Consider the following 26662-nt stretch of genomic DNA (forward strand, 5'->3'; position numbering starts at 1 on the left):
ATTTCTTTGAAAAACTAAGATACATTCCGATATCTCGTCACAAAATATACAAAGAATAAATTTGTGTTCCCGTATAGCATTTATACATTAAGCATATAGACTAATTACAAAAAATATAAAGTAAGAAAAAAGCCAATCAACTATTATTAGTAGCTGATTGGCTTTTTATTGTCTGGTTATGATAGTGATGATTATGTATTAATATTTGTATTTAGTTTATAAAAAGAGAGTAGTTCATTTATAAAACTACTCTTAAAAAATTATTTATAAATATTACCATTTTGGAATGTAAAAAGTCCTTGCAGAAGAAAAGAACTCTTTATTTAAATTATATGATTTGTGTTTCTTATTATAAATAACATCTCCAGCTGCAAAAATTAATTCTGGATACTTTTTCTTAGATAATTGTTCTAGTTGTTTTCCCAGAGAAGTCCTTGATAAACTCTTATCTTCAGCATTAATAAATGTGACAAGTCTACTACCATTTTCATCAGACTTAGCAGAACTTATTTTATAAAATGTAGGATATTTATCCACAAAAGCTACAAATTTAAAATAATAAAATCTACTTTCTGTCAATTTAAAATTATCATCAAGTTCTTTTATTAATTCTTCAACTTTTCTCTGTCCATCTTTACCATTAGCATTATTTCTTATATCATCATATTCAAAATGAACAGGTACAATATAATCCTTTCGAATAGATCCAAAATGAATTCTGTCCAATAAAGTCTGCATAGAAGATATATGGGTTTTATTAGATTTATTTTTTATATTTTTTGTCCCATTACTTTTTGTTATCTTACGTTTTGATTTACCTTTTTTAATAGTCCTAGATGTAAGAACTATATTGTCCTTTGGAATTAATGAGGACATTTTTTTAATTCCATTTATTTTATTATTATTATGATTTTTAGATAATTGTTCTTCTAATACTGATAGACATTCTTTAATATGTGGACTATTATGGTGACTTTCAGTAAAATGATATAAATTATTTTTAGGAGAAGTGTACAAAGTTAAAGGTATATCACATTTACTATCCAAGCATTTATAGTTATATTTATTTTCTGGATAATATAATTCATAAGCAGTATTTGCATCAACTTCCTCATTATTCTCAGTATTAATTGCTCTTTGAACCATTGAATTCATCTCCTTTAAAGATAAGTTTAACACGAATTAGTTATACCTTTATAAACAATATTAAATTACAAAAACCTCATCACTTATGGTACGGACTACCTTCATTAATCATAAATGCTCGATAAACTTGTTCAGTTAAGACTAAGCGCATTAATTGATGAGGCAAAGTAAACTTTCCAAAAGAAATTTGGGTATCAGCTCTTTTTAAAACTTTGGGTGATAATCCCAGTGATCCTCCAATCACAAAAGTAATATCTGAATTACCATATGTAGTTAACTTATCTAATTCTTTTGCAAATTCTTCAGAAGTTCTCTCTTTACCTAAAATGGCTAAAGCATAGACGTATTCACGATCTGAAATTTTAGCAAGAATGCGATCTCCTTCCTTATCCATCACATTATCCATTTGTGATTGACTAAGTGATTCTGGAGCTTTCTCATCTGGAACTTCAATAATCCGAAATTTACAAAAACGTGATAAACGCTTAGCGTACTCGGCAATTCCAGCTTTAAAGTACTTTTCTTTTAATTTTCCCACAACAACTAATTTAATATTCATTTGTGAAATTTTCCTTTCGAATATATGTTCGTACCATATTTAGTGTTAAATATTTTTTTGTATACCACCATTATGGTTAGTTAAATGTCAAGACTATCCACAGAGTTATCCACAAGCTGTTACTAATTATTTTTTTGTGTAACAGCTATTAATCACTATTATATCAACGATACAATACTGATATTTTTTCGTGGAACATTTTTATCCACAGAGTTATCCACAAGCAAATTAAAATCATTAACATAAAAAATAAAATACGTATCAATCCCTTTTATAACAGTAAAAAACATTATATCAAATAATTATATTTAACATATTTATAATGTCATTCTTAATTTGTGAAATATAAGTCAAAATAATTTCACAAATTAATTGCTCATGATAATACTTAATGTTCGGTATTTTATATATTAATTTAACATTATATCAATAATTATTATATTAACCAAAAGTACAATTTTTTACATCAATTGGTATGGTAACATCAATAATTTAAATTTAGCTATTAAATGTTTATCAAAATTAAGCCCTTTTATTTGTTTATTAATAATATATATACAATAATATATTTGTAGTAAAAGTGATAAGGAGGAAATATTTTATGACTGATAAATTAACCACAGATGAAGGCCAACCCTGGGCAGATAATAACCATTCATTAACTGCTGGTAATCGTGGACCTGTTTTATTACAAGACTATCAATTAATTGAAAAGTTGGCTCACTTTAACCGTGAACGTATCCCTGAACGTGTTGTTCATGCTAAGGGTGCTGGTGCAAAGGGTGTATTTAAATTAACTCGTGATATGAGTGAATACACCAAAGCTGATTTATTTAATGGTAAAGGTAAAGAAACTCCAATGACTATCAGATTTTCTGAAGTTGCTGGTGAAATGGGATATCCAGATACCCTTCGTGATGTCCGTGGATTTTCAATGAAGTTCTACACTAAACAAGGAAATTACGATATTGTTGGTAATAATACTCCTATTTTCTTTGTTAATGATCCATTAAAGTTCCCTGACTTTATTCATTCACAAAAACGCGATCCTGCTACTCACCTAAGATCACAAGATATGCAATGGGATTTCTGGGCACACTCACCTGAATCATTACACCAAGTAACATATTTAATGGGTGATCGTGGTAATCCAGCTAGCTATGCTAATATGAATGGATATGGATCACATACATTCAAGTGGGTCAATGAAGATGGTAAACCTTGCTGGGTTAAATATCATTTCATCTCCGAACAAGGTGTTAAGAATATGACTGAAGCACAAGCTAACAAAACTGCTTCAGAAAACACTGATTACTTAATCCAAGATTTATATGATCGTATTAAAAAAGGTGACTATCCTAAATGGAAAGTTTGTGTTCAAATTATTCCTTATGAAGAAGGTTTAAATTACAAATATGATATTTTTGATGTTACCAAGACCATTTCACACAAAGACTATCCACTTAAAGAAATCGGTGAATTTACATTAAATGAAAATCCAGCTAACTACTTTGACGATGTTGAAGAAGCTGCTTTCTCACCTGCCAATATGGTTCCAGGAATTGAACCATCAATGGATAAATTATTGCAAGGTCGTTTATTTGCTTACAAAGATGCTGAAAGATATCGTCTTGGAGCAAACTACGAAAAGTTACCTATCAATCGTCCTAAGAATGAAGTTCATAATTATGCTCGTGATGGATTCATGGCACAAGGACAAAATGGTGATGTAAATTACGAACCTAATGGTGAAAATGGTCCAACAGAAGATCCACATGCAAAAATTAAGCCTTACAAGGTAGATGGTGAAGCTGGAAATTACAAGACTTACGATGATGATCCATACTCACAAGTTGGTGCTTTATACAATGTATACTCTGATGCTGAAAAAGATCGTCTAATTGAAACTCTTAAGAATACTTTAGGTACAATTAAGAGTCATGAAAACAAAGTCTTAGAAACTCGTATGTTCTACAAGGCAGACCATGATTATGGTATTCGTGTAGCTAAAGCTCTTGGTTTAGACATGGATGAAATTACCAAAGAAGACTAAATAAACATAAATATTTTTGAAGATTGCCGATATGGCAATCTTTTTTTATGCATATGTATGATACTTTTGTACACAATATGTCAGAATTGTAATATTAAATAATATAACTGTAATTATCTAATAACGTTACTGATACATTTCCCATGTATAGTTATAAATATAAATTAAACGAACGAAATAAATTTTAAATAATTTAATACAAGGAGAAATGTTATATTTTGAATAGTCTTAAAAAATCAATTATTAAATACACAGTAATCGCGTTAGGTACATTTGCTTTATTATTTGCGTTTAACCTATCAACTAACAACCAAAATAATGCTCAAGCTGCTACTAACTGGCAAACAGTTGCTGAAAAAGGTTTATCAAAATCACAAGTTGCTGCTAGACGTTGGGTTTCATTTCATGAATCAACTAACAGATACTATGCAAGAAATGGTAGCTGTTATGGTAAGTTCCAATTAAGTATTGGTTACTTACATGGTAACTATTCACATAAGAATCAAGAATTAACTGCTAATCGTTATGTTAAAAGCCGTTATGGTACATGGACAAATGCTAAACATTTCTGGCAAACACATCATTGGTATTAAAATCAAAAAAAGCTCATCGACTATTAAGTTGGTGAGCTTTTTTTGAAATAGTGATAAAATAGTTTTAATAAATAAAAGTTTTGAGGTGTTAAGTATCAACAATTATTATATAGTTGATAAATCACTATTACCGGAGTCTTTTAGTCGAGTAATAAATGCAAGAAAATTATTAAGTACCGGTAAAGTTAAAAATGTTAGTGAAGCCGTCAAAAAAGTTGGTATTAGTCGTGCCAGTTATTATAAATATAAAGACTTTGTATATGAAGCTGAAAACAATCAACAACGTAAGGCTGTAATTTCATTTTTATTAAATCATAAAAGTGGTATCTTATCTGAAGTACTAAATAGAATTTCAAAAACTAATGCTAATATTTTAACCATTAATCAAAATATTCCTATAAATAATATGGCCAATGTAGTAATTTCCTTGGACATCAATAAAATGAATATTTCAGTTGATGAAATGATGAATAAAATAAGACAATTTAAGGATACAAGTAAAGTTAGATTAATTACTATAGAGTAAAAAATAGAAATCCAAACGGATTTCTATTTTTTATATGATTGTTTGTGATTTTGTATTATATGAAGCTGGTGATTCTTTAGCAACTAAAGTTGAAACTTTTTGCATATGATCACCAAAATCACGAATTAATTTTTGAATTTGTAAATATTCATCATGTGTTTCTAAAAGATTCATTCTTTTGATAATTGCACGACGTTCACGATTACGAAAACATAGTTTAAGTTGACGACTTACATTCAATATTTCAGTTAAACAAAAAACATTAACTGACATAGGTGCCGTTCCTAACATCTGGCTAGCAATATGATCAATAATTTCTTGGTTAGTTTGATGCTTAGGAACAAAAGTTCTAACTTTGTGTAGAAGACCTTTCTTCTTTTCAACTACGTGTCCATACTCAGCAAATTGTTCGCCTAATGCCATATAGGTATGTTTCATCACATCTATATTTTGCAATAATTTAGCAATAACTGTATCAACATCAGAATCCTTATTTCTCTCAATTAAATCCATAAATGAATTTAAGAAGTACAATTGATGTGGTAAATTATTAGAAATTTGAATCTTATTATCCTCACCTATACTAATAACATCTGCAGCTGCTAAATCTATCAAACAGCTATCGACTAGGTATGCACGTGAACGAATATTTTTTAACATTACTCTACTATCTTTTGATTTACTAGTAATCAAAAAATACATTTCAGCAGTTGTAAGTGCCATGATGTAGCCTCCGTGAAAAGAATAGCAATATTTTACCATTTAAACATAACTTTTGCAGTAATATTTGCTAGCTTTGTATTTCATTTTTTATTTTATTAGCACGCTCAAAATTATTGGTGAATAGTCCTTTTATGTGTTTCTTTAATAAAAAGCGCAAACGTAAAATGTGATTAACAGTAAATATTAGTTCTTGATTCTCAATTTCTTCTTGAAAGAATTTCAAATGTAGTGAGTCAAGATGATGTTTTTGCATAAACATTTGCGGATGCTTAATTTTTCTTACTGATAAAAAGCAAAACTTTTGGCTATTATCCAACTTTTGGGCAATCTTTAAAGAATCCATATTAAATGATGAATAAATAACTGGATGACACAAATGATATTCACCCATCATTTTAATCACAATATTTTCAATTCCACGATAATGAATTTTATTAGTTTTAAATTCTAAGTTTAGATAAATATCCTTGTTTTCAACCAAATCTAGTAATTCGCTTAAAGTCGGAATAGGTTCATAGTTATCCAAAGAAAACTGTCGAAGTTCATCTAAATTATAATCTTTAACAAAGCCACGACCATCAGTGGTTCGATTAATTTTTTCATCATGAATTATTACTGGAATATTATCTTTTGTTAAATGCACATCAAATTCAATACCATCAATATGATGATTAATAGCATATCGAAATCCCTGAATTGAATTTTCTGGATATTCAGCAGGAAATCCACGATGCCCGAAAATCAAAGTCTTCAAGATAACCACCCCCCTATATAAATTCATTTACTTTTAATGATAAATCTATTTTAGAATTTTGCAAATAATCAATTTATAGAATGTTATAATAATATTAACAAATTTTTTATTAGGAGGATACTATGATTTATGCAATTATCAGTTTCATAGCTGGATACATAATGTTTGTTTTTTGTTTGTTTCAAGGTGTTTTGGATATGTCTGCCCAAATAAATGAAATTCATAAAGCTGAAAATTCATCCAAAAAATTTAAAGCTATTAGAACTGGACTATGGATGATACCACCCCTAAAAATTATACTTGAAAGAAACCGCTTAAGAAATATTGTTAAAAGCAGTGGTAACTCCAAAGAGGATGCTGAACGTTTCAAAAAATTTTATGATATTTCCAATCAATCTACTGCTTGGGCATATATTTCATTTGCTTGTATGTTAGATTCAATTGTTTCTATCAAAACAGTTTTTGATGCTTTTAGATGGCATCTAACATTGCCACTATTCAGTGTATTATCTTTAATAGTAATTATTGCTGGCTATGCACAAGTTATGTATCGTGCTTCAGACGATCGTGAAGAAAAACTAAGCGCTAAGATTAATCGATTAGGAAAACAATAATTTAATTGGAGGAAATAATGAATATTAACGACAAAAAACTACATATGATTACTAAGGCATTAGATAATTCAACAAGAATTAAAATGCTATATTATTTAGTTGAACATAAAAGTAGTAACGTTTCCAATTTAATTAATATTTTTAATATATCTCAACCCAACATTTCTAGGCATTTAAAAATATTAGCAGATGCTAACTTAGTTTTTAGTACTAAAGATGGTAAAGAAAGAATCTATCAACTTAGCGATGAACATGTTTATCAATTATTAATAACTTTAAAAATTCATATTAATGATTAAATATTATTAATTGACATATATCTCTTTTTGTTATATAAATATATTTGATATATATAACAAAAAGAGATATTTTTATTTTACGGAGGAACATATGAATAACCTAAAAAAGATAAGCATATTTTTAATAATCAGTAGTATTCTATTACTTATTACTGGATGTTCAAACAAAACTAATAATCCTAAAAGAAACATTAATGTGACCACTTCATTAAACTTTTATGGTGAAGTTGCTAAAGATGTTCTAGGAAATCATGGTTCGGTAACATCTATCATTAATAATCCCAATATTGATCCACATGATTTTGAACCTAAAAGTAGTGATGCCAGAAATGTTTCTAAAACTAATGTGATGGTATCAAATGGTTTAGGCTATGATAGCTGGGCTGAAAATCTAACTAGCAACAATAAAGATATTACAAAAGTTAATGTTGGAAAGTTAATGGGAAAAAATAGCGGTGATAACCCTCACATTTGGTACAACATTGATACTATGAAAAAATTAGCATATGAGCTAGCTAATCAATTTGGTAAATTACAACCACAAAATAAAAAAGCATTTGAACAAAATGCTAAAGATTATGTTAATAAATTAAAACCAGTTGAAGATAAAATCAACAATATTAAGAAGAGTAAAATTGATAAACCAGTTGCCGTTTCAGAACCAGTTTTTGACTATTCATTAGATAAATTAGGCTACTCAATCGCAGATAAAAGCTTTGAGGAAGCAATTGAAAAAGGCAATGATCCTGCTCCTGCCGACATCCGGCAATTACAAAATGATATTATTCATCATAAGCTAGCATTCTTTGTAGTAAACAAACAAGTTAACAGTAAAATTGTCACTAACTTAGCTAACCTAGCCAAAAAGAATAAATTGCCTATTGTATATGTTACTGAAACCAAGCCAGTAAATATGAGTAATTATATTAAATGGATGGACAACCAATATGATCAAGTATTGAAAATACAAAAAAATAACCGTTTGAAGTAAATAACTTAAAATATTAGTATATAATATAGATATATTAATATAAGATATTTTAAGTTAAGAGGTTCGAACAATATGGCAATTGCGTTAGTTAAAGAAATGTTCAATGAATTTAATGATCCCGACTTAACCTATATTGAATCCAGAGATGGTAATACAGAGTGGTTTAAGTTATCTTTTCTAGCTGATGATAAATATCACACATATAAAGATGGAAAAAGACAATTTATTGAAAAATACAATGATGAACTAAATGATGTTATGAGCAATTTTCTAAATAAATATCAAAAAGAATTTGAATCATCATTCATTGATGAAAACGAATTCGAAGTATTAGATCGCACTAAAGAAATCGCAAAGGATTTAAAAGAAACTCTTGATAAAGAATTCTTAGTTCCCGATGGAATTGTGCTATTTAGTATTGATTTAGTAGGTAGTTGGCAAGCATTTAAGAGTTCTGGTAAATCTGATTTGGAAAAACGTTTTTATCAAAATATTTCTGAACACGTTAAGGAACAACATGAAAAATAAAAAGAAGCAACTTTTTAAAAGTTGCTTCTTTTTATTTACTATTCTTGCTTGATTTTGCCAGAACTTCTTAAATTGTCTAAATGTTCATAAAGAACACCGTATCTTAAGCCTTGTTTACCAAAAATCATTCGATCAGAATTTAATCTTCTCATCATTTCCATGGCCGGACAAAGACCTCCAACAATAATATCAGCACGTTCTTTAGCAACACCTGGAACTAATTTACGTTCTTCTAGAGTATCATTTAATAACATTAAGAAAATATCTTTAGCTTCGCGATTAGATAAATGAAAGCCATGAATGTCATCCCAATGTTTACGATCTTTATCACGACGACGCTTAATCTTAGCTAATGTGCGGTTTGAACCACCTAAACCAATAATTGGTAAATTAGTTCCTCGTGATAACCACCAAATATCATTAAAAATTTCATTTAGATAATCCAGTGTTTTAAACATCTGACCAGCAGTTGGCACATCAGGATCAATATTTCCTTCTGAAAGGGTTACGGAACCAAATGGTAAACTAATCATATTAACAGCTTGTCTATTTTGAATTAATACCAATTCAGTACTAGCACCACCTGTATCCATGATAATCCCATTGACCACTGGTAAGGAGTTAATAACTCCTAAATAATCATAATATGCTTCAGTTGTTCCTGGAATCACTTCTAAATCGATATCAGTTTTATCCTTAACCTCTTCTAAAAAATCTTTTTGATTCTTTGCCATTCTAGTAGCAGCAGTTGCCATTGCTCTTAAATGAACATTCTCTAAATCTTTGAAATCTTCTTTAAATGACTTCAAAGTGCTAATAGTTCGATCAATTGCCGGTTGTTTTAATATCATTTCAGATCCAATATTTTCAGAAAGCCTTACTGGTTCTTTTCTTTCAACAATGTTCTTAAATGAACCGTCTTCTTTAATTTCCGTAACAGCTAATCTTACTGAATTAGAACCTAAATCAATTACTGCTAAATGTTGCAAAATTAACGCTTCCTTTCATTGGGTTTACGCATTGGAGTAAATTTTGTTTTTTGCTGATTAATATGCTTCTTAGGGAATAACTTTTTAAATAAATTATCGGATATTTTTTTACGATTATCAATCATATACTTTTGTGAATTCAAAGGTTTCTTGTCATTTCTAACGTGTGTCCAAGTATCATCAGAATGTAATTGTCTAGATTTAACATTATCATTCCATAAGATTTTGTAAACGTTAATTAAGTGTTCTCTAATATAATTATTTAATACTGGAAACATTAATTCTACACGACGACTTAAATTTCGATTCATTAAATCAGCGCTTGATAAGAATACTTTTTCATCCCCATCAGCATAGAAATAATAGAAACGACGATGTTCCAACAATTGACCAACAATTGAATGAACCGTAATATTATCGGACACTCCTGGAATTCCTACTCGTAGATTACAAATTCCTCTAACAATTAAATGAATTTCTACTCCAGCAGCACTGGCTTCATATAATTTTTCAATCATCTGGGTATCAGATAAAGAATTCATTTGCATTTGAATTAGTCCCTTTTTACCCATTTTTACGTTTTCAATTTCTTTGTCCGTCATATGCATCAAATAATTGCGAATACCATCGGGAGAAATTGATAATTCATTGAAATATGGGGGTTGAGAAAAACCAGATAACATATTAAAAATGTTAGTAGCATCTACTCCCATTTGTTGATTACAAGTAAATACACCCATATCGGTATAAAGCTTAGCAGTAACATCATTATAGTTACCAGTTCCCATATGCATGTAACGTTTAATACCATTCTCTTCTTGTCTAACAACCATTGCCAGTTTGCAATGAACTTTTAATCCTACCAGTCCATAAATAACATGACAGCCAACTCGTTCTAATTCATCAGCCCAATGTAAATTATTAGCCTCATCAAAACGTGCTTTTAATTCGACTAAAACAGTAACTTGCTTACCATTTCGTGCAGCTTCTTTAAGTGCTTTAATGATTGGTGATTTAGCAGAAACTCGATAAATGGTCATTTTAATAGCTAAAGTTTGTTTATCATGCGCTGCTTGACTAATGAAATCCATAACAGGTTGGAATGAATCATAAGGATGACTAACAAAAATATCATTCTTAGAAATGGCCTCAAACATCGTTTGGTTACGCAATACTTTGGGCATATATGGTATGAATTTTTCAAATAACAAGTCTTTATGACCATTAACTTGTTTAATTAGCTTATTAACACAATTTAAATCAATTGGACCATCAACTACATATAAGCCTTCTTTATCGATTTTATATTCACTTAACAATAAATCTAAAATTTGATGGCTCATTCCGGCTTCAACTTCCAAACGCATTACTGGTCCAAATTCACGTTTTCTTAAGTCTTGCTTAATTTCTTTCATTAAATCAGATGTATCTTCATCAGCTTCAACATCCATATCACGTGTAATTCTAAAGCAAGCCATATCATGAGCTCGATAGCCAACAAACAGTTCATTTATGAAATATTTAATGACTTCTTCTAATAAAATAAAATCATTTTCTGCTCCTGGCAGTTTAATAACTCTTGGACAAGCATCCGGAACTTGAACTGTAGCAAATGATTCATCTTTTATATCATCATTTTTAGTAATCATTAAACCAATATTCAAAGTATTATTAGCTAAGAAAGGAAATGGCCTTGATGAATCAACAGCTAATGGAGTTAATACTGGATAAAGATTTTGATGGAAGTATTCATCTAAAAAGTTTCTTTGTCGTTGATTAACTTGACTTATTTTTAAGACATTAATATTTTCACGTGAAAGTTTAGGTAACAAATCATTAAATAGGATTGAATATTGATTTCTAACTAATTCATGAACTTTATGTGAAATACCACTTAACTGATCAGCAGCAGTTAAGCCGGCTGAATCAGTTCCGTCATAACCTACCGAAATTAATTTATGCAGCGAAGCAACTCTAATATTAAAAAATTCATCAAGATTACTTTGGGTAATCCCAAGAAATCTCAGCCTTTCTAATAATGGATTAGTCGAATCATTGGCTTCTTCAAGTACTCTTTTATCAAAATCAACCCAACTTAATTCGCGACTATTAAAGTATTCAGGTTTGTTGAAACTCATTGTCTAATTTCTCCTTTTAAAATAGGTTTGATACCAAATACCGATTCAAAAAAAGCACCTTTTCTCTTTAAATTAAGGCTTTCTAATGTCAGTTCATCATCAGTAGTTACATAAATAATTAACTTAGTTGGATCATCCAAATTAATATCAATAGTCCTAATTTTTTGTAATCGACTAGCATCTAGTGAATCAGCAATTCTTAAAATTGCTGCCAACTTAATAACAACCATTCGATCTGAAATGCTAAGCTTATCTAACATTTTAAATATCGATGCAGTTGCCGAATGATCATGATATCTAGAAATCATCGCAACCATTATTAATTCAATGTTAGATAAACCTAGGATTTCTGAGTTCTTAATTACATATTCAGAATGGGTATAATGATTATAGCTGTTTACAAAATTTCCAACATCATCAACAATTGATGAAACCTGTAATAATAATCTTTGACGATCATCTAATCCATGAATATCTTCTAAGCCATCAAAAAGTTTTAAAGCAAATTTTTCAACCATAGCTTGATGATTAGGTTCAACATTATATTGCTTGGCCATGTTTCTGGCCGAAACTAACGTCTGGTTATTTAACATCTGTTTAATATTATTCTCTTGTTTATCTTCAATTAATTCACAAGTTAAACCATCAATAAACTTTAAACTAGATAACCAGATTTTTTTCACAGATAATCTATCTAATAATTCATGAATAATTGTAACTAATGGCACAACTTGTGATAAATCATTTTCGTCTATTTTATAACGACGAGTTAGTTCTTGATTATTTACTCGGCGCATCTTGTGGTATAGATTATCAAAATCATCCATCGTTAATTTATCAGTATCTTTGTAAGTTCCAAAAAGTAGTTTCAAAATGGCAACAGAAGAACCTAATAAAATAACATTCTTAGTTGATTCAATATTAGGTAATAACCTAACAAATTCTAACAATTGACTATCAATATAATCATGAAGGACTTCATTAAAATTAGAAATATCCGGTTTTACATCACTCATAGCTTCATAAACTCTTAAAGGACCTAAGTTCAAAGTTTTAGAGTACATAAAATTTCCATTTCTATATCCCATTAGTTCAATATTTCCTGAACTAATATCGATTAATAAGGTATTACTTTTAACAATCTTTTTAAAATCTTTCAAATAAAAATTAGTGGCTAAATTTCGATATAAAGATTCTTGACTTTGACTAATCCAATTAATTTCAAAATTAGTTCTCTTCTGTAGCTGATCACGCACAAATTCAGAATTACGTGCTTCATGGAATGCATTAGTTGCAAAAAATTGATAATCAGATACCTGATAATCCAGTAATAAATTTTTTACAACTTCTAATGAAGAAACAATTTCATTCACTGTATCACCAGCAATGAAGCGATCAGAGAACACATCTTCTCCTAAATCAATATCATAATGAGCATTTTCAATTAATGATGCATGATTAATATCAACAATTTGCACATAAATATTTTGAGACCCCATCACTATTACCGCTGAAAAATTATATTCGTTTGGCATCTATAATCCTCCTATTACTGCTAAATATACAATATATTTTATCATATTATTTTTAAGATTATATAAAAAATAGATTATCCTTGATTAAAAGACTAATAGCGATTAAAACAATGGAGTCAAAATAATTGTTTTTAAATTTTCAACATTTTTGTCAATAATACTCAGAGGTTCTAATAATTTATTTTTAAAATGATAAGTATCGCAAAGCCTATTAATATAGTCTTTTTTAATATACATAAAAAAATAAATAAACATACTTATAAGTAGAAATAATATTAATAACATCAATTATATTAAAAGTGCTTTAATGAATTCAATCTAACCTTTTTACCGCTTTTTAACTTACAAACTATGTTGAAGATAATCATTTTTCATTAAAACATCTAAATTTGAAAAATTTTCATTCATAAATAATTCATTATTAAAGCTTTTTACTACTGTTTTATTATCAATTTTCAGAATTCTTCTTTACATTAGTGTTACGTAAATAACATAACTGAAAAAATAATTTATGTAAGTAAAAATATTTTTCATTATGATTAAGGTTATGTTACATCAATTGCCATTAATAAATAATGCTTGTAAGATAAATCTAATTATTAAATACGTCGATAATTAGTAAAGGAGTTAAATATGAAAAACGGATTAATTAAAACAGCTATTTTTACATTTGCCAGTGCAATCTTATATAAACTTTCCAAAAAAAGTATGCAACTCAGAAAAGCCAATAAAGAAATCTACATGCCATCAAAAGAATTCTTTGTTGACAGTAATATTAACGGTAAAAAAATGGTTTTTCTAGGTTCATCAATTACTCATGGACTAGCATCTAAAGGAAAGTCATTTGTTGACTTCTTAAATATTGAACATGGAGTTAATACTATTAAAGAGGCTGTCAGTGGTACTACTTTAGCTGGTGAAGAAGCTTCATCATATGTTTCAAGAATGAGAAACAACTTAAATACTGACGAAAACATTGACTTGTTTGCTTGTCAATTATCAACCAATGATCAACGAAAGAAAAAAGATATTGGACAAATTAGTAATTCATATAATTTAGAGGATTTCGATACTAATACCACAATCGGTGCAATTGAATATATCATCGAATATGTACAAAAGCATTGGGATTGTCCTATTGTATTTTATACATGCTTAAGAAAACCTGATCCTGGATATGAATTATTACGTGAAAAACTCTTTGAATTACAAAAGAAATGGCATTTTGCAATTATTGATGTTTGGAACAACAAAGAAATCAAAAAAATGAATCATGATAATCCATACTTTATGGCAGATGATGCACATCCAACGTGTGCTGGTTATCGATATGGATGGACACCACTTTTTGTTAAGAACTTAGATCAAATGTTTGCACTATAGAAAAGGAAACGATATAAAATATCGTTTCCTTTTATTTTAATTAAAAAATAATTAAAAAACACTTGCATTTAAATTAAAATATAGTAATATATTATCCAAGGAGATAAATAACAATCTTCTAAAAATTATTGCTCCATGGTTCAATGGTAGAACAGCGCACTGTTAATGCGAAGGTTGCTGGTTCGAGTCCAGCTGGAGCAGTTAGAGATATTTTTCTCTAAATATTTTAATATGATTAATTGCTCCATGGTTCAATGGTAGAACGGCGCACTGTTAATGCGAAGGTTGCTGGTTCGAGTCCAGCTGGAGCAGCTATTTATAAATAAAAAAGACTAGTCTAATTATGACTAGTCTTTTTTATATTCTTATTCAAATACTGATTGATAAGTCCATCCCATTGTTTTACCTTCATATTGCACAAGATAATAATGAGTATTCCAACCAACCTTTTTAGCTTGTCCAATAATCTTAACTTTTTTACCAGCTAAATTTTGGATGTTACCTAGTACTTTATTTTCCGCAAAATGACTACCCTTTACATGTTCATTGAATTCACCAGTAGCATCTGCCTTAATGGTTTTTTCATTATCAGTATTCTTATAATCAATATAGTTTTCAACTGAATTAGACTTAATCCAACCCATGCTCTTACCATGACGAGTTACACGATAATAAACATCACCATTTTTAGTAACTCCCTTTTTGTTAGCAAAAAGAGTAGCAGCTTTATAGTCTTTAACTAAATGTAGTCGTTTTCTAGAGCTATAAGTTTTATCCTCGCCTAAATGATTGTAAAAGTTAAAGTTAGCATTATCTTTAACAGTAAGTTTTAAATTACTATTATAATATTTTACACTACCTTGAATTTTAACAGGTCTACTTTTCTTTTTACTATCGGGTACTAATGTGTTTGTTGATTTACTACTCGCATTATCGTCTTTGTTAGCAACTGGCAATTCAACATTACCAATAAACCAACCTTTACCTTTACCTAATAAACTTGCGTCAATCTTTTTACCTAATGCACTTGAATAGTGACGATCAGTATATTGCCACATTACACTATTTACCGAAGGTTTTTTACTTTGATATGCTGCCACCCAATATCCATCATAATATTTCAATGCTTTAGCTGCATGTTGCAACATAAAATGTTGATAGGAATAGAATAGGATTTTTTTACTACCTACCAGTGGACGTAGTGCCCTAACCCATGCCTTCGTAGCATTGTTAGAACTACCGTGTTTTACTGAAGCCATTTCATAGTCATTAACATAAAACTTAGCATTAGGTGCTAATTTATATAAATGCTTAGCTTCATTTTTAGCAGCACTTGAACTTGAATATCTACTAAATGAGTAAACACCATAAGGTAATCCATACTTTTCTAATAGTCTACGATTATTATTAAAAGTTTTATCATGATAAGAACTACCATATTGAACTCTTAAAATAACAAATGGCACTTCATGTTTTAATTTCTTAACTTTGTTAGCAGTAAAATTTCCTTGCCATTCGGACAGATCATAAACTCGATTACTATTTGCATGTACTTTATTTGTATTAGCAAAACTTACACAAAATAAAAATGCAAATAAAGTTGCCAACATTAAAAACATTGACCTCTTTTTAATCAATATAATTCACCCCTATTTATACTTCTCTAATATCAATACTAATTACTAGTATAAAGGCTAAATGTTGCAAGAATGATATGACAATATTACAAAATATAACAATTTTGTTATTTTAAATAAATTTATATTATAAAATCAATGTTAAATTACTATTAAATCAACATTTAAAAGAGAATCTTAAGTTTTTACAATACTAATAATATATTTGAACGTATTATATAAATTTATATAAAATGCAACACTTTTCTTCATTTTGATGATTGTATATTTTTGTTTTCTTAATATAATAGTTGGTACAATCTTTTATATAGAAACATGAAAGGAGTATTAAAATGTCCTTCTTAGAATTAAAAAACATTCAGAAGTCCTATTACTTAGGAAAAGATGAATTCAAAGTCTTAAAGGGTATTGATTTAGCATTCAATAAAGGTGAAATGATTTCCATCTTAGGTGAGTCTGGTGGTGGAAAATCAACTCTAATGAATATTATTGGTGGTCTAGATAGTAAATATTCTGGTGATGTTTTATTAAATGGTAAATCCTTAAAACATGAAACTGATAAACAACTAGATGAATATCGTCGTAATACAATTGGTTTTATTTTTCAAAGTTTTAATTTAATTAGTCATTTAACCCTTCTAGATAATGTTATGGTTCCATTGGAAATGACAACATTATCAAAAAGTGATCAACGTAAAAGAGCTGAAGAATTATTAACAAAAGTTGGTTTAAAGGAACACATGCATAAGCATCCTAACCAATTATCTGGTGGACAAAAGCAACGTGTTTCTATCGCCCGTGCATTAGCTGGTGATCCAGAAATGTTAATTGCTGATGAACCTACTGGTGCATTAGATCCACAAAACACTGAAGAAATTCTTCAAATCCTAGAAGATATTGCAAAAGAAGGTAAATTGGTTTTAACTGTTACTCATTCTGATAAAGTGGCTTCCTATGGAACTCGTATTGTCCATATGACAGACGGAAAAATTGACCAAGATAAAAACCTTCGTGATAAATTTCCTGAACAAAAAGATGAAACTCTAGAATCTAAGTCATTAGCATTTAGTTCCACCTTAAAAATGACCTGGGACAATTTAAAGTACAATGCAAAGCGTAATTGGCTAATTATTTTTGGTGGAATGATTGGAATCTTTTCAGTTATTTTCATGCTTGGTTTAGGTAATGGAGTTCGTGGTTATATTAATCATGAAATTTACTCACAAGTAAATCCTAATAGTGTACAAATTCAACATAAAGATTCTAATGATCATTCATCATTCAAAGCTTCTGATATTAATAAGATTAAAAATGTAAAAGACATTTCTTCTGCTGAAAAAGGTTATGCCTCAAGCGGGATTCAATTTAAATACGGTAAGAAGACTGCTCAAAGTCAAATGTTGACTACCAGTGCTTCTACAATTAACAGTAATAATATTAAAAAAGGAACTACTCCTAAAGATAATGAAGTATTGATTAATAAGACAACTGCTCAAAGTTTAGATAAAAAGAATTATCGTTCTGTAGTTGGCAAAAAAGTTCAAACTACATTTACCGCACAAAAAGATGGTCGTCCTTTCCCTGTTACTAAAACATTTAAGATTGCTGGTGTTTATGACTCACAATCACCATTAGTTATTACAACTTACAATACTGTAAAGAATGCTTTAGCTGATAACAAGATTAAGATGACTACCACCTTCATTGATGCCAAAATTAAAGGTGGTGTTGGTAATGTCACACCTGTTCAAAATAGTATTAACAATATGAAAGTTAATGGAAAGAACACATATAGTGTTTCAGGTGCTGGATCCATTGTTTCTACTTTAAATACTTACATTAATTTAGCAGTTTATGTCCTAGCTGCAATTGCTGGAATATCATTATTAGTATCAGCAATTATGATTATTGTTGTATTATACATTAGTGTTTCAGAGCGTACTAAAGAAATCGGGATTCTACGTGCACTAGGTGTAACTAAAGGAAGCATTAGAATGCTATTTGTTTCTCAAGCAGTATTACTAGGACTATTCTCATCAGTATTATCAGTTTTAATTGGTTATCTATTACAATTTGGTATTAACGCTGCTGTTGATAATGCAATCGGATATTCAATTATTCAAATTACTCCTAGCAATGCAATTTTTGGCATTATCATTTCAATTATCATTAACTTGTTGGCTTCAATTCTACCTGCAAATAAAGGTGCTAAGTTAGATCCAATTGAAAGTTTAAGTGCTGAATAAAAATAAAGGATGCTCATTATCGAGCATCCTTTTTATATTACATACCACATGTCTTTATTTATAAACTTGTATATATAATCTTTTGAATAGTCATCAAAATTATGAACCCAAAAAGAAATTAATCCAATTGCTTCAACTGCACAATAAAAAGAAAATATTTTATTTCTTTTACTATCAAAGTTGTCTGGACTTTTATCTAAAGACTTTCTAATAATTGATTCAAAGAAACGGACTAATTGAAAATGAAATTCAAAATCACCTTTTTCACTCAATAAAAAAGACAATAATTGATGATTTTTTTCAATTATGTTTAATAGTGATTTGATAAAAATATCTTGCGGTTTACCTTGTTCCAATTCCTCATTACTACAATTACTAAAAACATTATATTTAATTTTTATTTCATTTAAAATACTGGATTCAATAAAATTAACTAAATCAAATTTGTCTGCAAAATGACGATAAAAAGTACTACGATTAATCCCAGTAATTTTTATAATATCACTGACCGTTACTTTTTCTAATCCTTTTTTTCGGGCAATCATAATTGTATTATCAATAATATCTTGCCTTGTGCGTTGCCTTTTGGCTTCATAAATAGCCATTACTAAATCACGACCTTAGATAAACGGATTATAGAATCTGCCACCATCCATTTTCATAAATAAAATTCCTAAAATAACAATGAAAATTGACAACAATATTATAGAATAATCCTTTTTATTAAAATTACGGTTCATATACCAAGTGCGATGTTTATTTTTACCAAATCTACGTAGTTCCATCGCCTGACTTATCGTTTGAATTTTATCTAAACTAGATAAAATTAACGGAATTAAAATTTGTGTAGTGCCCTTCAATCGACTAAATAATTTTCCTTTTTTAGAAATTTCATATCCACGAGCTTGTTGGGCTAAGCTAATTTCTTTAAAGTCATTTTGCACATCCGGTATATATCTTAATGATAATGAAAGAGAATAACTTAAACGATAAGATACACCAATTTTATTTAAGCTAGCAGAAAACTCACTAGGATTAGTAGTAATTAAAAAGATTAACGATATCGGAACCGTAACTAAATATTTTAATCCTAAGTTCAATTCGTAGAACAATTGTTCCTTAGTAATTGTAAAATATCCTAGATTAATAAGAACATGCCTAGTGCCATATAAAGCTGCACCATGATTAGGTGAAAATACAAAGACCATTACTAAATTTAATACTGCAAAAATAAAAATTAACTTAACTACAAATTTAATTTGTACCCATTTAATTTGTGACTGCTTAAAAGCAAAAATAGATAATAATAAAACCAAGATGATGAAACGATAATCATAGCTAATCATTGCAATAATTGATACTAAGATAAAAAAGATTAATTTACTGGTACCAGTTAATTGATGTACCCAAGTGTTATTGTGATCGTATCCAAATAAATTACTGTTCATATTGATTATCTCGCTCCTTGCCAATTAAGTAATTTGAAAAATCATTATATTTAACGTTAAAGCGCTTGGCTAAAATACTTAAACTAGTTCTTCTTAAGTTCGCCTTAGCAAGCAGTTGTTCATCATCCAATACTTTTGCTGGGGTATTATCACGTAAAATATTATGATCACCAATAACTAAAGTTCGTGTTGAATATTCAGCCATCAAATGCATATCATGAGTAATAAAGATCATCGTTAAGGCTTGTTCATGATTTAATTTTCTTAGGAAATTCATGATTTCAGTATAGTGATAGTAGTCTTGTCCAGCAGTTGGTTCATCCAAAATTAACAATTTCGGCGATAAGACTAACATACTAGCTATGGTTAATCGTTTCTTTTGTCCATAGCTTAATGCTGAAATTGGCCAATTCCTAAATGGATATAAATTACATATTTTTAATGCATGATTAACTTTTGCCTTGATTTGTGCTTTAGGATAATGTCGTAATTTCAAACCTAGAGCCACTTCATCATAAATCATAACCTTGCTAATCATTTTATCTGGATCTTGCATAATATAACCAATATCATCAGCGCGCTCTTTAATGGATTTGTTTAATAAGCTTTCACCATTGAACTTAATTTCTCCAGCATTGGGTGTCAAAAATCCAACAATGAGTTTACTTAAAGTTGTTTTACCTACTCCATTTTTACCCACTAAAGAAACCATATCACCTTTTTGAATGTCAACATTCAGGTTATCAAAAATTTCTTTTTTACCATATGAAAAGCTTAATTTTTTAATTGATAAAATGTCATCTGAATCATTGTAATTACTAATTGGCTTGACATTAGCGCTAACCTTTTTTATGCGATCTGCAACTTCTGGGCCATTAACCTTTTCAACTGAATCAATCTCATTTAGTGTGTTTAAACTCACACCCATCTTTTTAAGAGCTTCTATATATAATGGTTCTCTGATTCCATATTTATTCAAAATATTCTTTTTTAAAAGTTCTGCTGGATGATAAATACCAACAATTTCACCGTCATCCATTAAAACTATTTTATCAATATCTTGAGTTAAGGATTCTTCTAAACGATGTTCAATAATAACAATCGTGTTTTTCAATTCATTATGTAAATCTTGTAGTAACTGAATTGATTCATGACCTGCCATTGGATCTAATGCAGCTAAAGGCTCATCTAATAATAATATTGGTGAATCATCAACTAACAGACCAGCTAGTCCAGTCCGTTGCTTTTGACCGCCAGATAAATTATTAGGTGCTTGTTTCAATAAATTATTAATTGATAATTTATTAGACCATTGGTTAACCTTAGCGCGCATAGTTGGGTTATCAAAACAATCATTTTCCATCCCAAAAGCAATGTCTTCAGCCACTGTCAATCCTACAAACTGGTCATTGGAATTTTGTAATAAGGTACCGACTTTTAATGAAGTATCAAATATCGACATATCTTTGGCATCCTTACCATCAATATATATTTCACCAGATAAATCACCACGAAAGTTTTCTGGAATTATTCCATTGATTAAGTTACCTAGTGTTGATTTACCGGAACCAGAAGGCCCCACTACTAAAACCTTTTCGCCCTCATTAATTTGCAGATTAATATTTTTTAAAGTAGGTTCTGCCTGCGCATTATAACGAAAAGTAACGTTCTTAAATTCAATCATTGTTTTGGGCATAAACTACTCCTTTTTTAAACTACCTTTTTCGACTTTAGTTGAAGCATACATTACCAATAAAATAGTTCCAATTACTCCAGTTGAAATACTATTAGTAATTGCTGAAATAATCCCTTGTAAATAAACTTTATTGCTGGGCTCTGAATAAATTAATACATCTCCAGTTGGCGCAAGTAAAACCCAGCCAATAATATTAATAAAAATTTGATAAATGTTATATACCACTAATTTTTTTAAACCAATTTTACCATCCGCTAATACAATGTATCTTTTTAGTAATCCAATAGCAAAGCCAATAAAACCAGTTGTAAATACCCAGGTCCACCATGGAGCTCCAAATTGAGTGAAATCAGATAAGGAATGACCAAAGAAACCAACAAAAAAGCCAACAATCGGACCAAACATAATTGATATAAAGCCTAAAAATCCATAAGAGGTATCAATATTAGTATTAGGTATTCCTGAAGGAATCGAAACATATCTTTTTAGTAAAAATAAAATTGCAGTTCCAATACCGATTGCAACCACACTTTGAACACTTAATTTTTTTCTATGCATATTTCATACCTCATTTTATGTGTATTTATGTAAACATTATAACAGCTCTACTTACAAAAAATTGTTAATTTTAGTGTATCATTTTTAAAATGCTTGCACAGTAGTCTATTTGCTATCATTATTAAATGTATAAATGTTATTATTATATTTAATTAAAATATTTAGGGAGTGAATCAAATGCTTGCACAAGCTGACAATCCTAGTGTATTTACTAAATATCTTGAAGGATTTAAATGGGATGAAATTCTACGTAACATCACAGACATAGTGATTGACCTAGTTTTAATTTCCATTTTCTTTTTAATTATAAGAGCTATCGGTAAGGCCATTATTAATCGTTTATTTAGTAATTATGCACACAAGGAAAATAGTAATATTTCATCTAATCGAATGAAAACTTTACACTCATTATCAATGAATGCATACATTTATATGTTAGTATTCTTTTGGATTTATTCGGCGTTAACCATTATCGGGGTTCCTATCGGTACTTTATTAGCTGGTGCTGGATTATTTTCAGTAGCAATTGGTCTTGGTGCACAAGGCCTTGCTAGCGATATTATTAATGGATTTTTCATTTTATTTGAAAAACAAATAAATATTGGTGACTATGTAACAATTGGTGATGTTACTGGTACTGTTTCTGAATTAGGATTAAGAACTACTAAGATTAGAAGTAATAATGATGCTTTGAATTTTATTCCTAATCGTAATATTACAGGTATTAGTAATATGTCTAAGGAACGCATGAAAGCTGAAATTAATATTCGTGTTAATCCTGATACTCCAATTACCAAGGTAATTAATGTTATGAAAGATATTAACAAAGAATACGTACCAAAAACTAAAGGAATTATTGATACTCCTCAATTGTTAGGTACCGTTGATATGGGTGATGGCACCATTGCTGTTAAAGAATATATTCCAACAACTGATGAAGCTAGATTCGATGTTCAATTTGAATTCCTACAATTATATCTAGAAGCTATTAAGGCTGCTGGGATTACATTACCTAATAACAAAGTTATCTCAGATATTTCAAAAGGATAAACAAAAAAGGAATGCCTATTTTATATGGCATTCCTTTTTATTTAATTGATTTTCTAATGTTATCCAGCACCTTTTGCTGCAATTCATTGAAATAATGTGATTTTAAATAAACTAGATTGGTAACGAACTTGGGCATGTTATCATCTTCTAGCTTCAATCTAACTACATTTTCAGGATAGCTAACAAATGAGTTAAAAAAGCCTACTCCAACGTTATTAGAAATTAGATTCATAATGTTATTGGTTTCATTCGAACGTAAAATGATGTTGGGATGCATCCCATTTTTCTTCGTTAATTGACGAAATGATTCGTTTTGGACAAAACCTTGTTTAAATAAAATGAAATCTTCATTTTTTAAATCACTAAATTTGATTGAATCTTGCTTAGCTAAATGATTTTCTTTCGATACATATACATAAAAAGGAATCTGATCAATCTCCTCAGTTTCAATGCGTGCATCTTCCATCGGATTAATTGATCCTAATAATGCTAAGTCTAATTCTCCACTCTTCAATGCATCTAAAGTGGTTTCAGAACCATACTCAAAAGTAGTAATATTATTTAATAGATTTTCTTCCTTCAAATGTTGGGCAATTTTAGGAAAATATTTAGTTTCAATAATTGGTGGCAAGCCAATTGAAATTTTATTTGATTTTAGATTTTCGATATTTTGCTTAGCTACTTCAAAATGGCGAATAATTGCTCGAGCATGTTTTAATAACTGTTTTCCACTATCGGTAACAATTAATTCACCATGTGTACGATGTCTAATAATAAGTTTAGAATCCATTTCTTTTTCTAATCTTTTTAATGCAAAAGTAATGGTGGGCTGACTCACATTAAATTCTTCTGCTACTTTCGAAAAAATTTTTATTTCGGTTAAGCTTATAAAATATTCAAGATCTCTAGTATTCATTTTAACCACCTTTAATTATTGAAATAACGGCATTTATTTTTTACATATAAATTATTTTTATTATAACACTAAGTTTTGACTATCAAAAAACTATGTATTATTATCTAATATATTAATTAAGAAAAGAGGTATGTACTATGACTATGGGATACAATATTTTAAATGACCCATTCAAGAATAAGGGTACTGCATTTACTAAAGAAGAACGTAAATCTTTGGGATTAGAAGGATTACTTCCTCCATATGTACAAACTTTACAAGAACAAGTAGATCAAACATACGCACAATTTCAATCAAAACCATCTGATTTAGAAAAACGTGTTTTCTTAATGCAAATTTTTAATGAAAACAGAGTATTATTCTACAAACTATTTTCACAACATGTTGTAGAATTCATGCCAATTGTTTATGATCCAACAATTGCTGAAACTATTGAAAATTACAGTGAACTATTCGTTCAACCACAAAACGCAACTTTCTTATCAATCGATGATGATTTAGATACTATCAAAACCTCATTAAAGAACGCTGCTGATGGTCGTGACATCAAGTTAATTGTTGTTTCAGATGCTGAAGGTATTTTAGGAATTGGTGATTGGGGTACTAATGGTGTTGACATCGCTGTTGGTAAACTAATGGTATATACTGCCGCTGCTGGGATTGATCCTAGCCAAGTTCTTCCAGTTGTTTTAGATGCTGGTACTAATAACAAAGAACTATTAGATGATCCTATGTATCTAGGTAATCGCCATGAAAGAGTTTATGGTGAAAAATACCATAAATTTGTAGATACTTTTGTTGAAGATGCTGAGGAATTATTCCCAGAAATGTACTTACATTTTGAAGATTTTGGTCGGGGAAACGCTGCCGAAATTCTAGATCGTTATAAAGACAAATACACTGTCTTTAATGATGATATCCAAGGAACTGGAATTATTGTTTTAGCTGGTATTTTGGGTGCATTAAATATTTCTGGCGAAAAGATGACTGACCAAGTTTATCTTTCATTTGGTGCTGGTACTGCTGGAACTGGAATTGTTTCTCGTGTTTATGATGAGTTCATTCAGCAAGGAATGGATCCAGAAGAAGCTAAAAAACACTTCTATTTAGTAGATAAGCAAGGTCTACTATTTGATGATGATGAAACATTAACTCCTCAACAAAAACCATTTGCTCACAAACGTGATGAATTTGAAAATCCTGATGAATTAACAAATCTTGAAGCAGTTGTTAAAGCTGTTCACCCTACTATCTTAGTTGGTACATCAACTCAACCTGGTAGCTTTACTCAAGATATTATTAAAGAAATGGCTGCTCATACTGAACGCCCAATTGTCTTCCCAATTTCTAACCCAACTAAGTTGGCAGAAGCTAAAGCTGAAGATTTACTAAAATGGACTGATGGAAAAGCATTAATCGGTACTGGTATTCCAGTTAAAGATGTTGAATACAATGGCACCACCTACCAAATTGGTCAAGCTAATAACGCATTAGTTTACCCAGGTCTAGGTTTAGGTGCAATTGCATCCACTGCAACCGTACTAGACGATGAAATGATTTCCGCAGCTGCCCACTCACTTGGTGGTATTGTTGATACTGACAAACCGGGTGCTGCTGTCTTACCTCCAGTTTCTAAATTAGATCAATTCTCAACTACTGTTGCTAAGGCTGTGGCTGATAGTGCTGTAAAACGTAATTTAACTCGTAAAAAGATTGATGATGTTGTTAAAGCTATCGAAAATACTAAGTGGGATCCTGAATACTAATATATAAATTAAATAAGCATCGAATGAATTTTAATGAATTCACTCGATGCTTATTTTTTTATCCATCAACGATATCTTTTAAACTAATATTCTTCAAACTCTTTTCCATATCTAGTTCTACTTTGCTTAAAGCTCTTTCCTGTTTATCTAAAATATTTTCTACTTTAGATTTATTTTCTTCGAAATTTTTAAAATCAAAATCCTTATAGATTTTAAACAGTGGATTATTAATTCCCTCAATTGCATTAAAAATATCAAAAAGAGATATTTTACTATCATCATTGCTTAATGCAAGTCCACCATCCACACCTGCTTTAGTATCTAGTAAACCATTTCTTTTTAACATTGAGATTAGTCTTTTAATACTAGGAACTGGAATAGACAATTGTTCAGAAATATTTTTAATTGATAAATATTTACAGTCTTCTTTTGTAGAACTGATGTCTATATACGCCAAAATAGCAATAGACTGAGAAAATGCAGCAGAATAAGCCAATCACTCTCATCTCCTAAT

25 protein-coding genes and 2 tRNA genes are annotated in these 26662 nt (G+C 29.5%); 13 read left to right on the forward strand and 14 right to left on the reverse strand.

The genetic code is table 11. The features are described 5' to 3' along the window. Positions 1-273: 273 nt before the first annotated feature. Positions 274-1146, reverse strand: coding sequence for a hypothetical protein (locus C7N44_RS04655; protein WP_105956752.1), 873 nt, complete (start codon positions 1144-1146; stop codon positions 274-276). Positions 1147-1225: 79 nt separating this feature from the next. After that, complete coding sequence (rlmH, locus tag C7N44_RS04660) at positions 1226-1705, reverse strand: 23S rRNA (pseudouridine(1915)-N(3))-methyltransferase RlmH (protein ID WP_105956753.1); 480 nt, start codon at positions 1703-1705, stop codon at positions 1226-1228. A gap of 601 nt (positions 1706-2306) precedes the next feature. Here rlmH and C7N44_RS04665 point away from each other — a divergent pair. From C7N44_RS04665 to C7N44_RS04675, 3 genes are all read left to right on the forward strand, one after another. Further along, positions 2307-3758, forward strand: coding sequence for a catalase (locus tag C7N44_RS04665; RefSeq protein ID WP_105956754.1), 1452 nt, complete (start codon positions 2307-2309; stop codon positions 3756-3758). A 218-nt stretch (positions 3759-3976) separates the two neighbouring features. Then, positions 3977-4351, forward strand: coding sequence for an aggregation-promoting factor C-terminal-like domain-containing protein (locus tag C7N44_RS04670; RefSeq protein WP_225362946.1), 375 nt, complete (start codon positions 3977-3979; stop codon positions 4349-4351). A gap of 94 nt (positions 4352-4445) precedes the next feature. After that, on the forward strand, positions 4446-4877 hold the full coding sequence (locus C7N44_RS04675) for an ACT domain-containing protein (protein WP_105956996.1): 432 nt from the start codon (positions 4446-4448) through the stop codon (positions 4875-4877). A gap of 30 nt (positions 4878-4907) precedes the next feature. Here C7N44_RS04675 and C7N44_RS04680 read toward each other — a convergent pair whose 3' ends face one another. Together C7N44_RS04680 and C7N44_RS04685 are read right to left on the reverse strand one after the other, a co-directional pair. Then, on the reverse strand, positions 4908-5600 hold the full coding sequence (locus C7N44_RS04680) for a GPP34 family phosphoprotein (protein WP_157945046.1): 693 nt from the start codon (positions 5598-5600) through the stop codon (positions 4908-4910). Positions 5601-5667: 67 nt separating this feature from the next. Then, positions 5668-6381: a glycerophosphodiester phosphodiesterase family protein gene (locus C7N44_RS04685; protein ID WP_105956757.1), complete on the reverse strand. Its 714-nt coding sequence runs from the start codon at positions 6379-6381 to the stop codon at positions 5668-5670. Positions 6382-6476: 95 nt separating this feature from the next. On the opposite strand from C7N44_RS04685, the gene C7N44_RS04690 reads away from it, so the two are divergent. The 4 genes from C7N44_RS04690 to C7N44_RS04705 all read left to right on the forward strand — a co-directional run bounded on the left by C7N44_RS04690 (position 6477) and on the right by C7N44_RS04705 (position 8786). Further along, positions 6477-6968, forward strand: coding sequence for a hypothetical protein (locus C7N44_RS04690; RefSeq protein ID WP_105956758.1), 492 nt, complete (start codon positions 6477-6479; stop codon positions 6966-6968). Positions 6969-6985: 17 nt separating this feature from the next. After that, complete coding sequence (locus C7N44_RS04695) at positions 6986-7267, forward strand: ArsR/SmtB family transcription factor (RefSeq protein WP_105956759.1); 282 nt, start codon at positions 6986-6988, stop codon at positions 7265-7267. 91 nt (positions 7268-7358) lie between these two features. After that, the gene (locus tag C7N44_RS04700; protein ID WP_105956760.1) at positions 7359-8258 is read left to right on the forward strand and encodes a metal ABC transporter solute-binding protein, Zn/Mn family; all 900 of its coding nucleotides are present in this window, start codon (positions 7359-7361) and stop codon (positions 8256-8258) included. A 72-nt stretch (positions 8259-8330) separates the two neighbouring features. Continuing rightward, complete coding sequence (locus tag C7N44_RS04705; protein WP_105956761.1) at positions 8331-8786, forward strand: hypothetical protein; 456 nt, start codon at positions 8331-8333, stop codon at positions 8784-8786. 38 nt (positions 8787-8824) lie between these two features. Here C7N44_RS04705 and C7N44_RS04710 read toward each other — a convergent pair whose 3' ends face one another. From C7N44_RS04710 to C7N44_RS04720, 3 genes are read right to left on the reverse strand one after another with little or no spacing between them, the layout of a single operon-like run. Next, positions 8825-9775 carry a Ppx/GppA family phosphatase gene (locus C7N44_RS04710; protein WP_105956762.1) on the reverse strand — a complete coding sequence of 317 codons (951 nt, stop codon included), beginning with the start codon at positions 9773-9775 and terminating at the stop codon, positions 8825-8827. Positions 9776-9777: 2 nt separating this feature from the next. Next, positions 9778-11913 carry an RNA degradosome polyphosphate kinase gene (locus tag C7N44_RS04715; RefSeq protein ID WP_105956763.1) on the reverse strand — a complete coding sequence of 712 codons (2136 nt, stop codon included), beginning with the start codon at positions 11911-11913 and terminating at the stop codon, positions 9778-9780. Beyond that, a complete protein-coding gene (locus tag C7N44_RS04720) occupies positions 11910-13448 on the reverse strand; it encodes a Ppx/GppA phosphatase family protein (RefSeq protein WP_105956764.1) in 1539 nt (512 codons plus the stop codon). Before C7N44_RS04720 ends, C7N44_RS04715 begins: the two co-directional genes overlap by 4 nt. Before the next feature lie 633 nt (positions 13449-14081). Between C7N44_RS04720 and C7N44_RS04725 the strand changes: the two genes are divergently transcribed. The 3 genes from C7N44_RS04725 to C7N44_RS04735 all read left to right on the forward strand — a co-directional run bounded on the left by C7N44_RS04725 (position 14082) and on the right by C7N44_RS04735 (position 15143). Further along, positions 14082-14831 carry an SGNH/GDSL hydrolase family protein gene (locus C7N44_RS04725; RefSeq protein WP_105956765.1) on the forward strand — a complete coding sequence of 250 codons (750 nt, stop codon included), beginning with the start codon at positions 14082-14084 and terminating at the stop codon, positions 14829-14831. 129 nt (positions 14832-14960) lie between these two features. After that, positions 14961-15032, forward strand: a tRNA-Asn gene (locus tag C7N44_RS04730). 39 nt (positions 15033-15071) lie between these two features. Then, positions 15072-15143 (forward strand) — tRNA-Asn (locus C7N44_RS04735). A gap of 53 nt (positions 15144-15196) precedes the next feature. Here C7N44_RS04735 and C7N44_RS04740 read toward each other — a convergent pair. Next, positions 15197-16468 (reverse strand): GH25 family lysozyme, encoded by a 1272-nt coding sequence (locus tag C7N44_RS04740; RefSeq protein WP_105956766.1) that lies wholly within the window; start codon positions 16466-16468, stop codon positions 15197-15199. A 332-nt stretch (positions 16469-16800) separates the two neighbouring features. Between C7N44_RS04740 and C7N44_RS04745 the strand changes: the two genes are divergently transcribed. Then, positions 16801-18714, forward strand: a complete 1914-nt coding sequence (locus tag C7N44_RS04745; protein ID WP_105956767.1) for an ABC transporter ATP-binding protein/permease — start codon at positions 16801-16803, stop codon at positions 18712-18714. A 32-nt stretch (positions 18715-18746) separates the two neighbouring features. Here the strand turns inward: C7N44_RS04745 and C7N44_RS04750 are convergent, their stop codons facing one another. Genes C7N44_RS04750 through C7N44_RS04765 form a run of 4 tightly spaced genes read right to left on the reverse strand, consistent with a single transcriptional unit; the run spans position 18747 to position 22416 of the window. After that, the gene (locus C7N44_RS04750; protein WP_105956768.1) at positions 18747-19319 is read right to left on the reverse strand and encodes a TetR/AcrR family transcriptional regulator; all 573 of its coding nucleotides are present in this window, start codon (positions 19317-19319) and stop codon (positions 18747-18749) included. 15 nt (positions 19320-19334) lie between these two features. Beyond that, positions 19335-20162: an energy-coupling factor transporter transmembrane component T family protein gene (locus tag C7N44_RS04755; protein ID WP_105956769.1), complete on the reverse strand. Its 828-nt coding sequence runs from the start codon at positions 20160-20162 to the stop codon at positions 19335-19337. Next, on the reverse strand, positions 20152-21858 hold the full coding sequence (locus C7N44_RS04760; protein ID WP_105956770.1) for an ABC transporter ATP-binding protein: 1707 nt from the start codon (positions 21856-21858) through the stop codon (positions 20152-20154). Before C7N44_RS04760 ends, C7N44_RS04755 begins: the two co-directional genes overlap by 11 nt. A 3-nt stretch (positions 21859-21861) precedes the next feature. After that, positions 21862-22416 (reverse strand): ECF-type riboflavin transporter substrate-binding protein, encoded by a 555-nt coding sequence (locus C7N44_RS04765; protein WP_105956771.1) that lies wholly within the window; start codon positions 22414-22416, stop codon positions 21862-21864. Between the two features lie 177 nt (positions 22417-22593). Here C7N44_RS04765 and C7N44_RS04770 point away from each other — a divergent pair, with 177 nt between their 5' ends. Continuing rightward, positions 22594-23466, forward strand: coding sequence for a mechanosensitive ion channel family protein (locus C7N44_RS04770; protein WP_105956772.1), 873 nt, complete (start codon positions 22594-22596; stop codon positions 23464-23466). A 37-nt stretch (positions 23467-23503) separates the two neighbouring features. Here the strand turns inward: C7N44_RS04770 and C7N44_RS04775 are convergent, their stop codons facing one another. Beyond that, the gene (locus C7N44_RS04775; RefSeq protein WP_105956773.1) at positions 23504-24382 is read right to left on the reverse strand and encodes a LysR substrate-binding domain-containing protein; all 879 of its coding nucleotides are present in this window, start codon (positions 24380-24382) and stop codon (positions 23504-23506) included. 137 nt (positions 24383-24519) lie between these two features. On the opposite strand from C7N44_RS04775, the gene C7N44_RS04780 reads away from it, so the two are divergent. Next, the gene (locus tag C7N44_RS04780; protein ID WP_191983097.1) at positions 24520-26148 is read left to right on the forward strand and encodes a malolactic enzyme; all 1629 of its coding nucleotides are present in this window, start codon (positions 24520-24522) and stop codon (positions 26146-26148) included. A gap of 58 nt (positions 26149-26206) precedes the next feature. On the opposite strand, the gene C7N44_RS04785 is transcribed toward C7N44_RS04780, so the two are convergent. Beyond that, on the reverse strand, positions 26207-26644 hold the full coding sequence (locus tag C7N44_RS04785) for an Rrf2 family transcriptional regulator (protein ID WP_105956774.1): 438 nt from the start codon (positions 26642-26644) through the stop codon (positions 26207-26209). Positions 26645-26662 lie beyond the last annotated feature (18 nt).

This window comes from Apilactobacillus quenuiae, from assembly GCF_002994005.1.
Taxonomy (GTDB): domain Bacteria; phylum Bacillota; class Bacilli; order Lactobacillales; family Lactobacillaceae; genus Apilactobacillus; species Apilactobacillus quenuiae.

Bases quoted from the DNA above. Each gene is read 5' to 3' on its own strand.
- C7N44_RS04655 (WP_105956752.1), bottom strand. From the start codon at position 1,146: ATGGTTCAAAGAGCAATTAATACTGAGAATAATGAGGAAGTTGATGCA.
- rlmH (WP_105956753.1), bottom strand. From the start codon at position 1,705: ATGAATATTAAATTAGTTGTTGTGGGAAAATTAAAAGAAAAGTACTTT.
- C7N44_RS04665 (WP_105956754.1), top strand. From the start codon at position 2,307: ATGACTGATAAATTAACCACAGATGAAGGCCAACCCTGGGCAGATAAT.
- C7N44_RS04680 (WP_157945046.1), bottom strand. From the start codon at position 5,600: ATGGCACTTACAACTGCTGAAATGTATTTTTTGATTACTAGTAAATCA.
- C7N44_RS04685 (WP_105956757.1), bottom strand. From the start codon at position 6,381: ATGAATTTATATAGGGGGGTGGTTATCTTGAAGACTTTGATTTTCGGG.
- C7N44_RS04690 (WP_105956758.1), top strand. From the start codon at position 6,477: ATGATTTATGCAATTATCAGTTTCATAGCTGGATACATAATGTTTGTT.
- C7N44_RS04695 (WP_105956759.1), top strand. From the start codon at position 6,986: ATGAATATTAACGACAAAAAACTACATATGATTACTAAGGCATTAGAT.
- C7N44_RS04700 (WP_105956760.1), top strand. From the start codon at position 7,359: ATGAATAACCTAAAAAAGATAAGCATATTTTTAATAATCAGTAGTATT.
- C7N44_RS04705 (WP_105956761.1), top strand. From the start codon at position 8,331: ATGGCAATTGCGTTAGTTAAAGAAATGTTCAATGAATTTAATGATCCC.
- C7N44_RS04715 (WP_105956763.1), bottom strand. From the start codon at position 11,913: ATGAGTTTCAACAAACCTGAATACTTTAATAGTCGCGAATTAAGTTGG.
- C7N44_RS04720 (WP_105956764.1), bottom strand. From the start codon at position 13,448: ATGCCAAACGAATATAATTTTTCAGCGGTAATAGTGATGGGGTCTCAA.
- C7N44_RS04725 (WP_105956765.1), top strand. From the start codon at position 14,082: ATGAAAAACGGATTAATTAAAACAGCTATTTTTACATTTGCCAGTGCA.
- C7N44_RS04745 (WP_105956767.1), top strand. From the start codon at position 16,801: ATGTCCTTCTTAGAATTAAAAAACATTCAGAAGTCCTATTACTTAGGA.
- C7N44_RS04750 (WP_105956768.1), bottom strand. From the start codon at position 19,319: ATGGCTATTTATGAAGCCAAAAGGCAACGCACAAGGCAAGATATTATT.
- C7N44_RS04755 (WP_105956769.1), bottom strand. From the start codon at position 20,162: ATGAACAGTAATTTATTTGGATACGATCACAATAACACTTGGGTACAT.
- C7N44_RS04760 (WP_105956770.1), bottom strand. From the start codon at position 21,858: ATGCCCAAAACAATGATTGAATTTAAGAACGTTACTTTTCGTTATAAT.
- C7N44_RS04765 (WP_105956771.1), bottom strand. From the start codon at position 22,416: ATGCATAGAAAAAAATTAAGTGTTCAAAGTGTGGTTGCAATCGGTATT.
- C7N44_RS04770 (WP_105956772.1), top strand. From the start codon at position 22,594: ATGCTTGCACAAGCTGACAATCCTAGTGTATTTACTAAATATCTTGAA.
- C7N44_RS04775 (WP_105956773.1), bottom strand. From the start codon at position 24,382: ATGAATACTAGAGATCTTGAATATTTTATAAGCTTAACCGAAATAAAA.
- C7N44_RS04780 (WP_191983097.1), top strand. From the start codon at position 24,520: ATGACTATGGGATACAATATTTTAAATGACCCATTCAAGAATAAGGGT.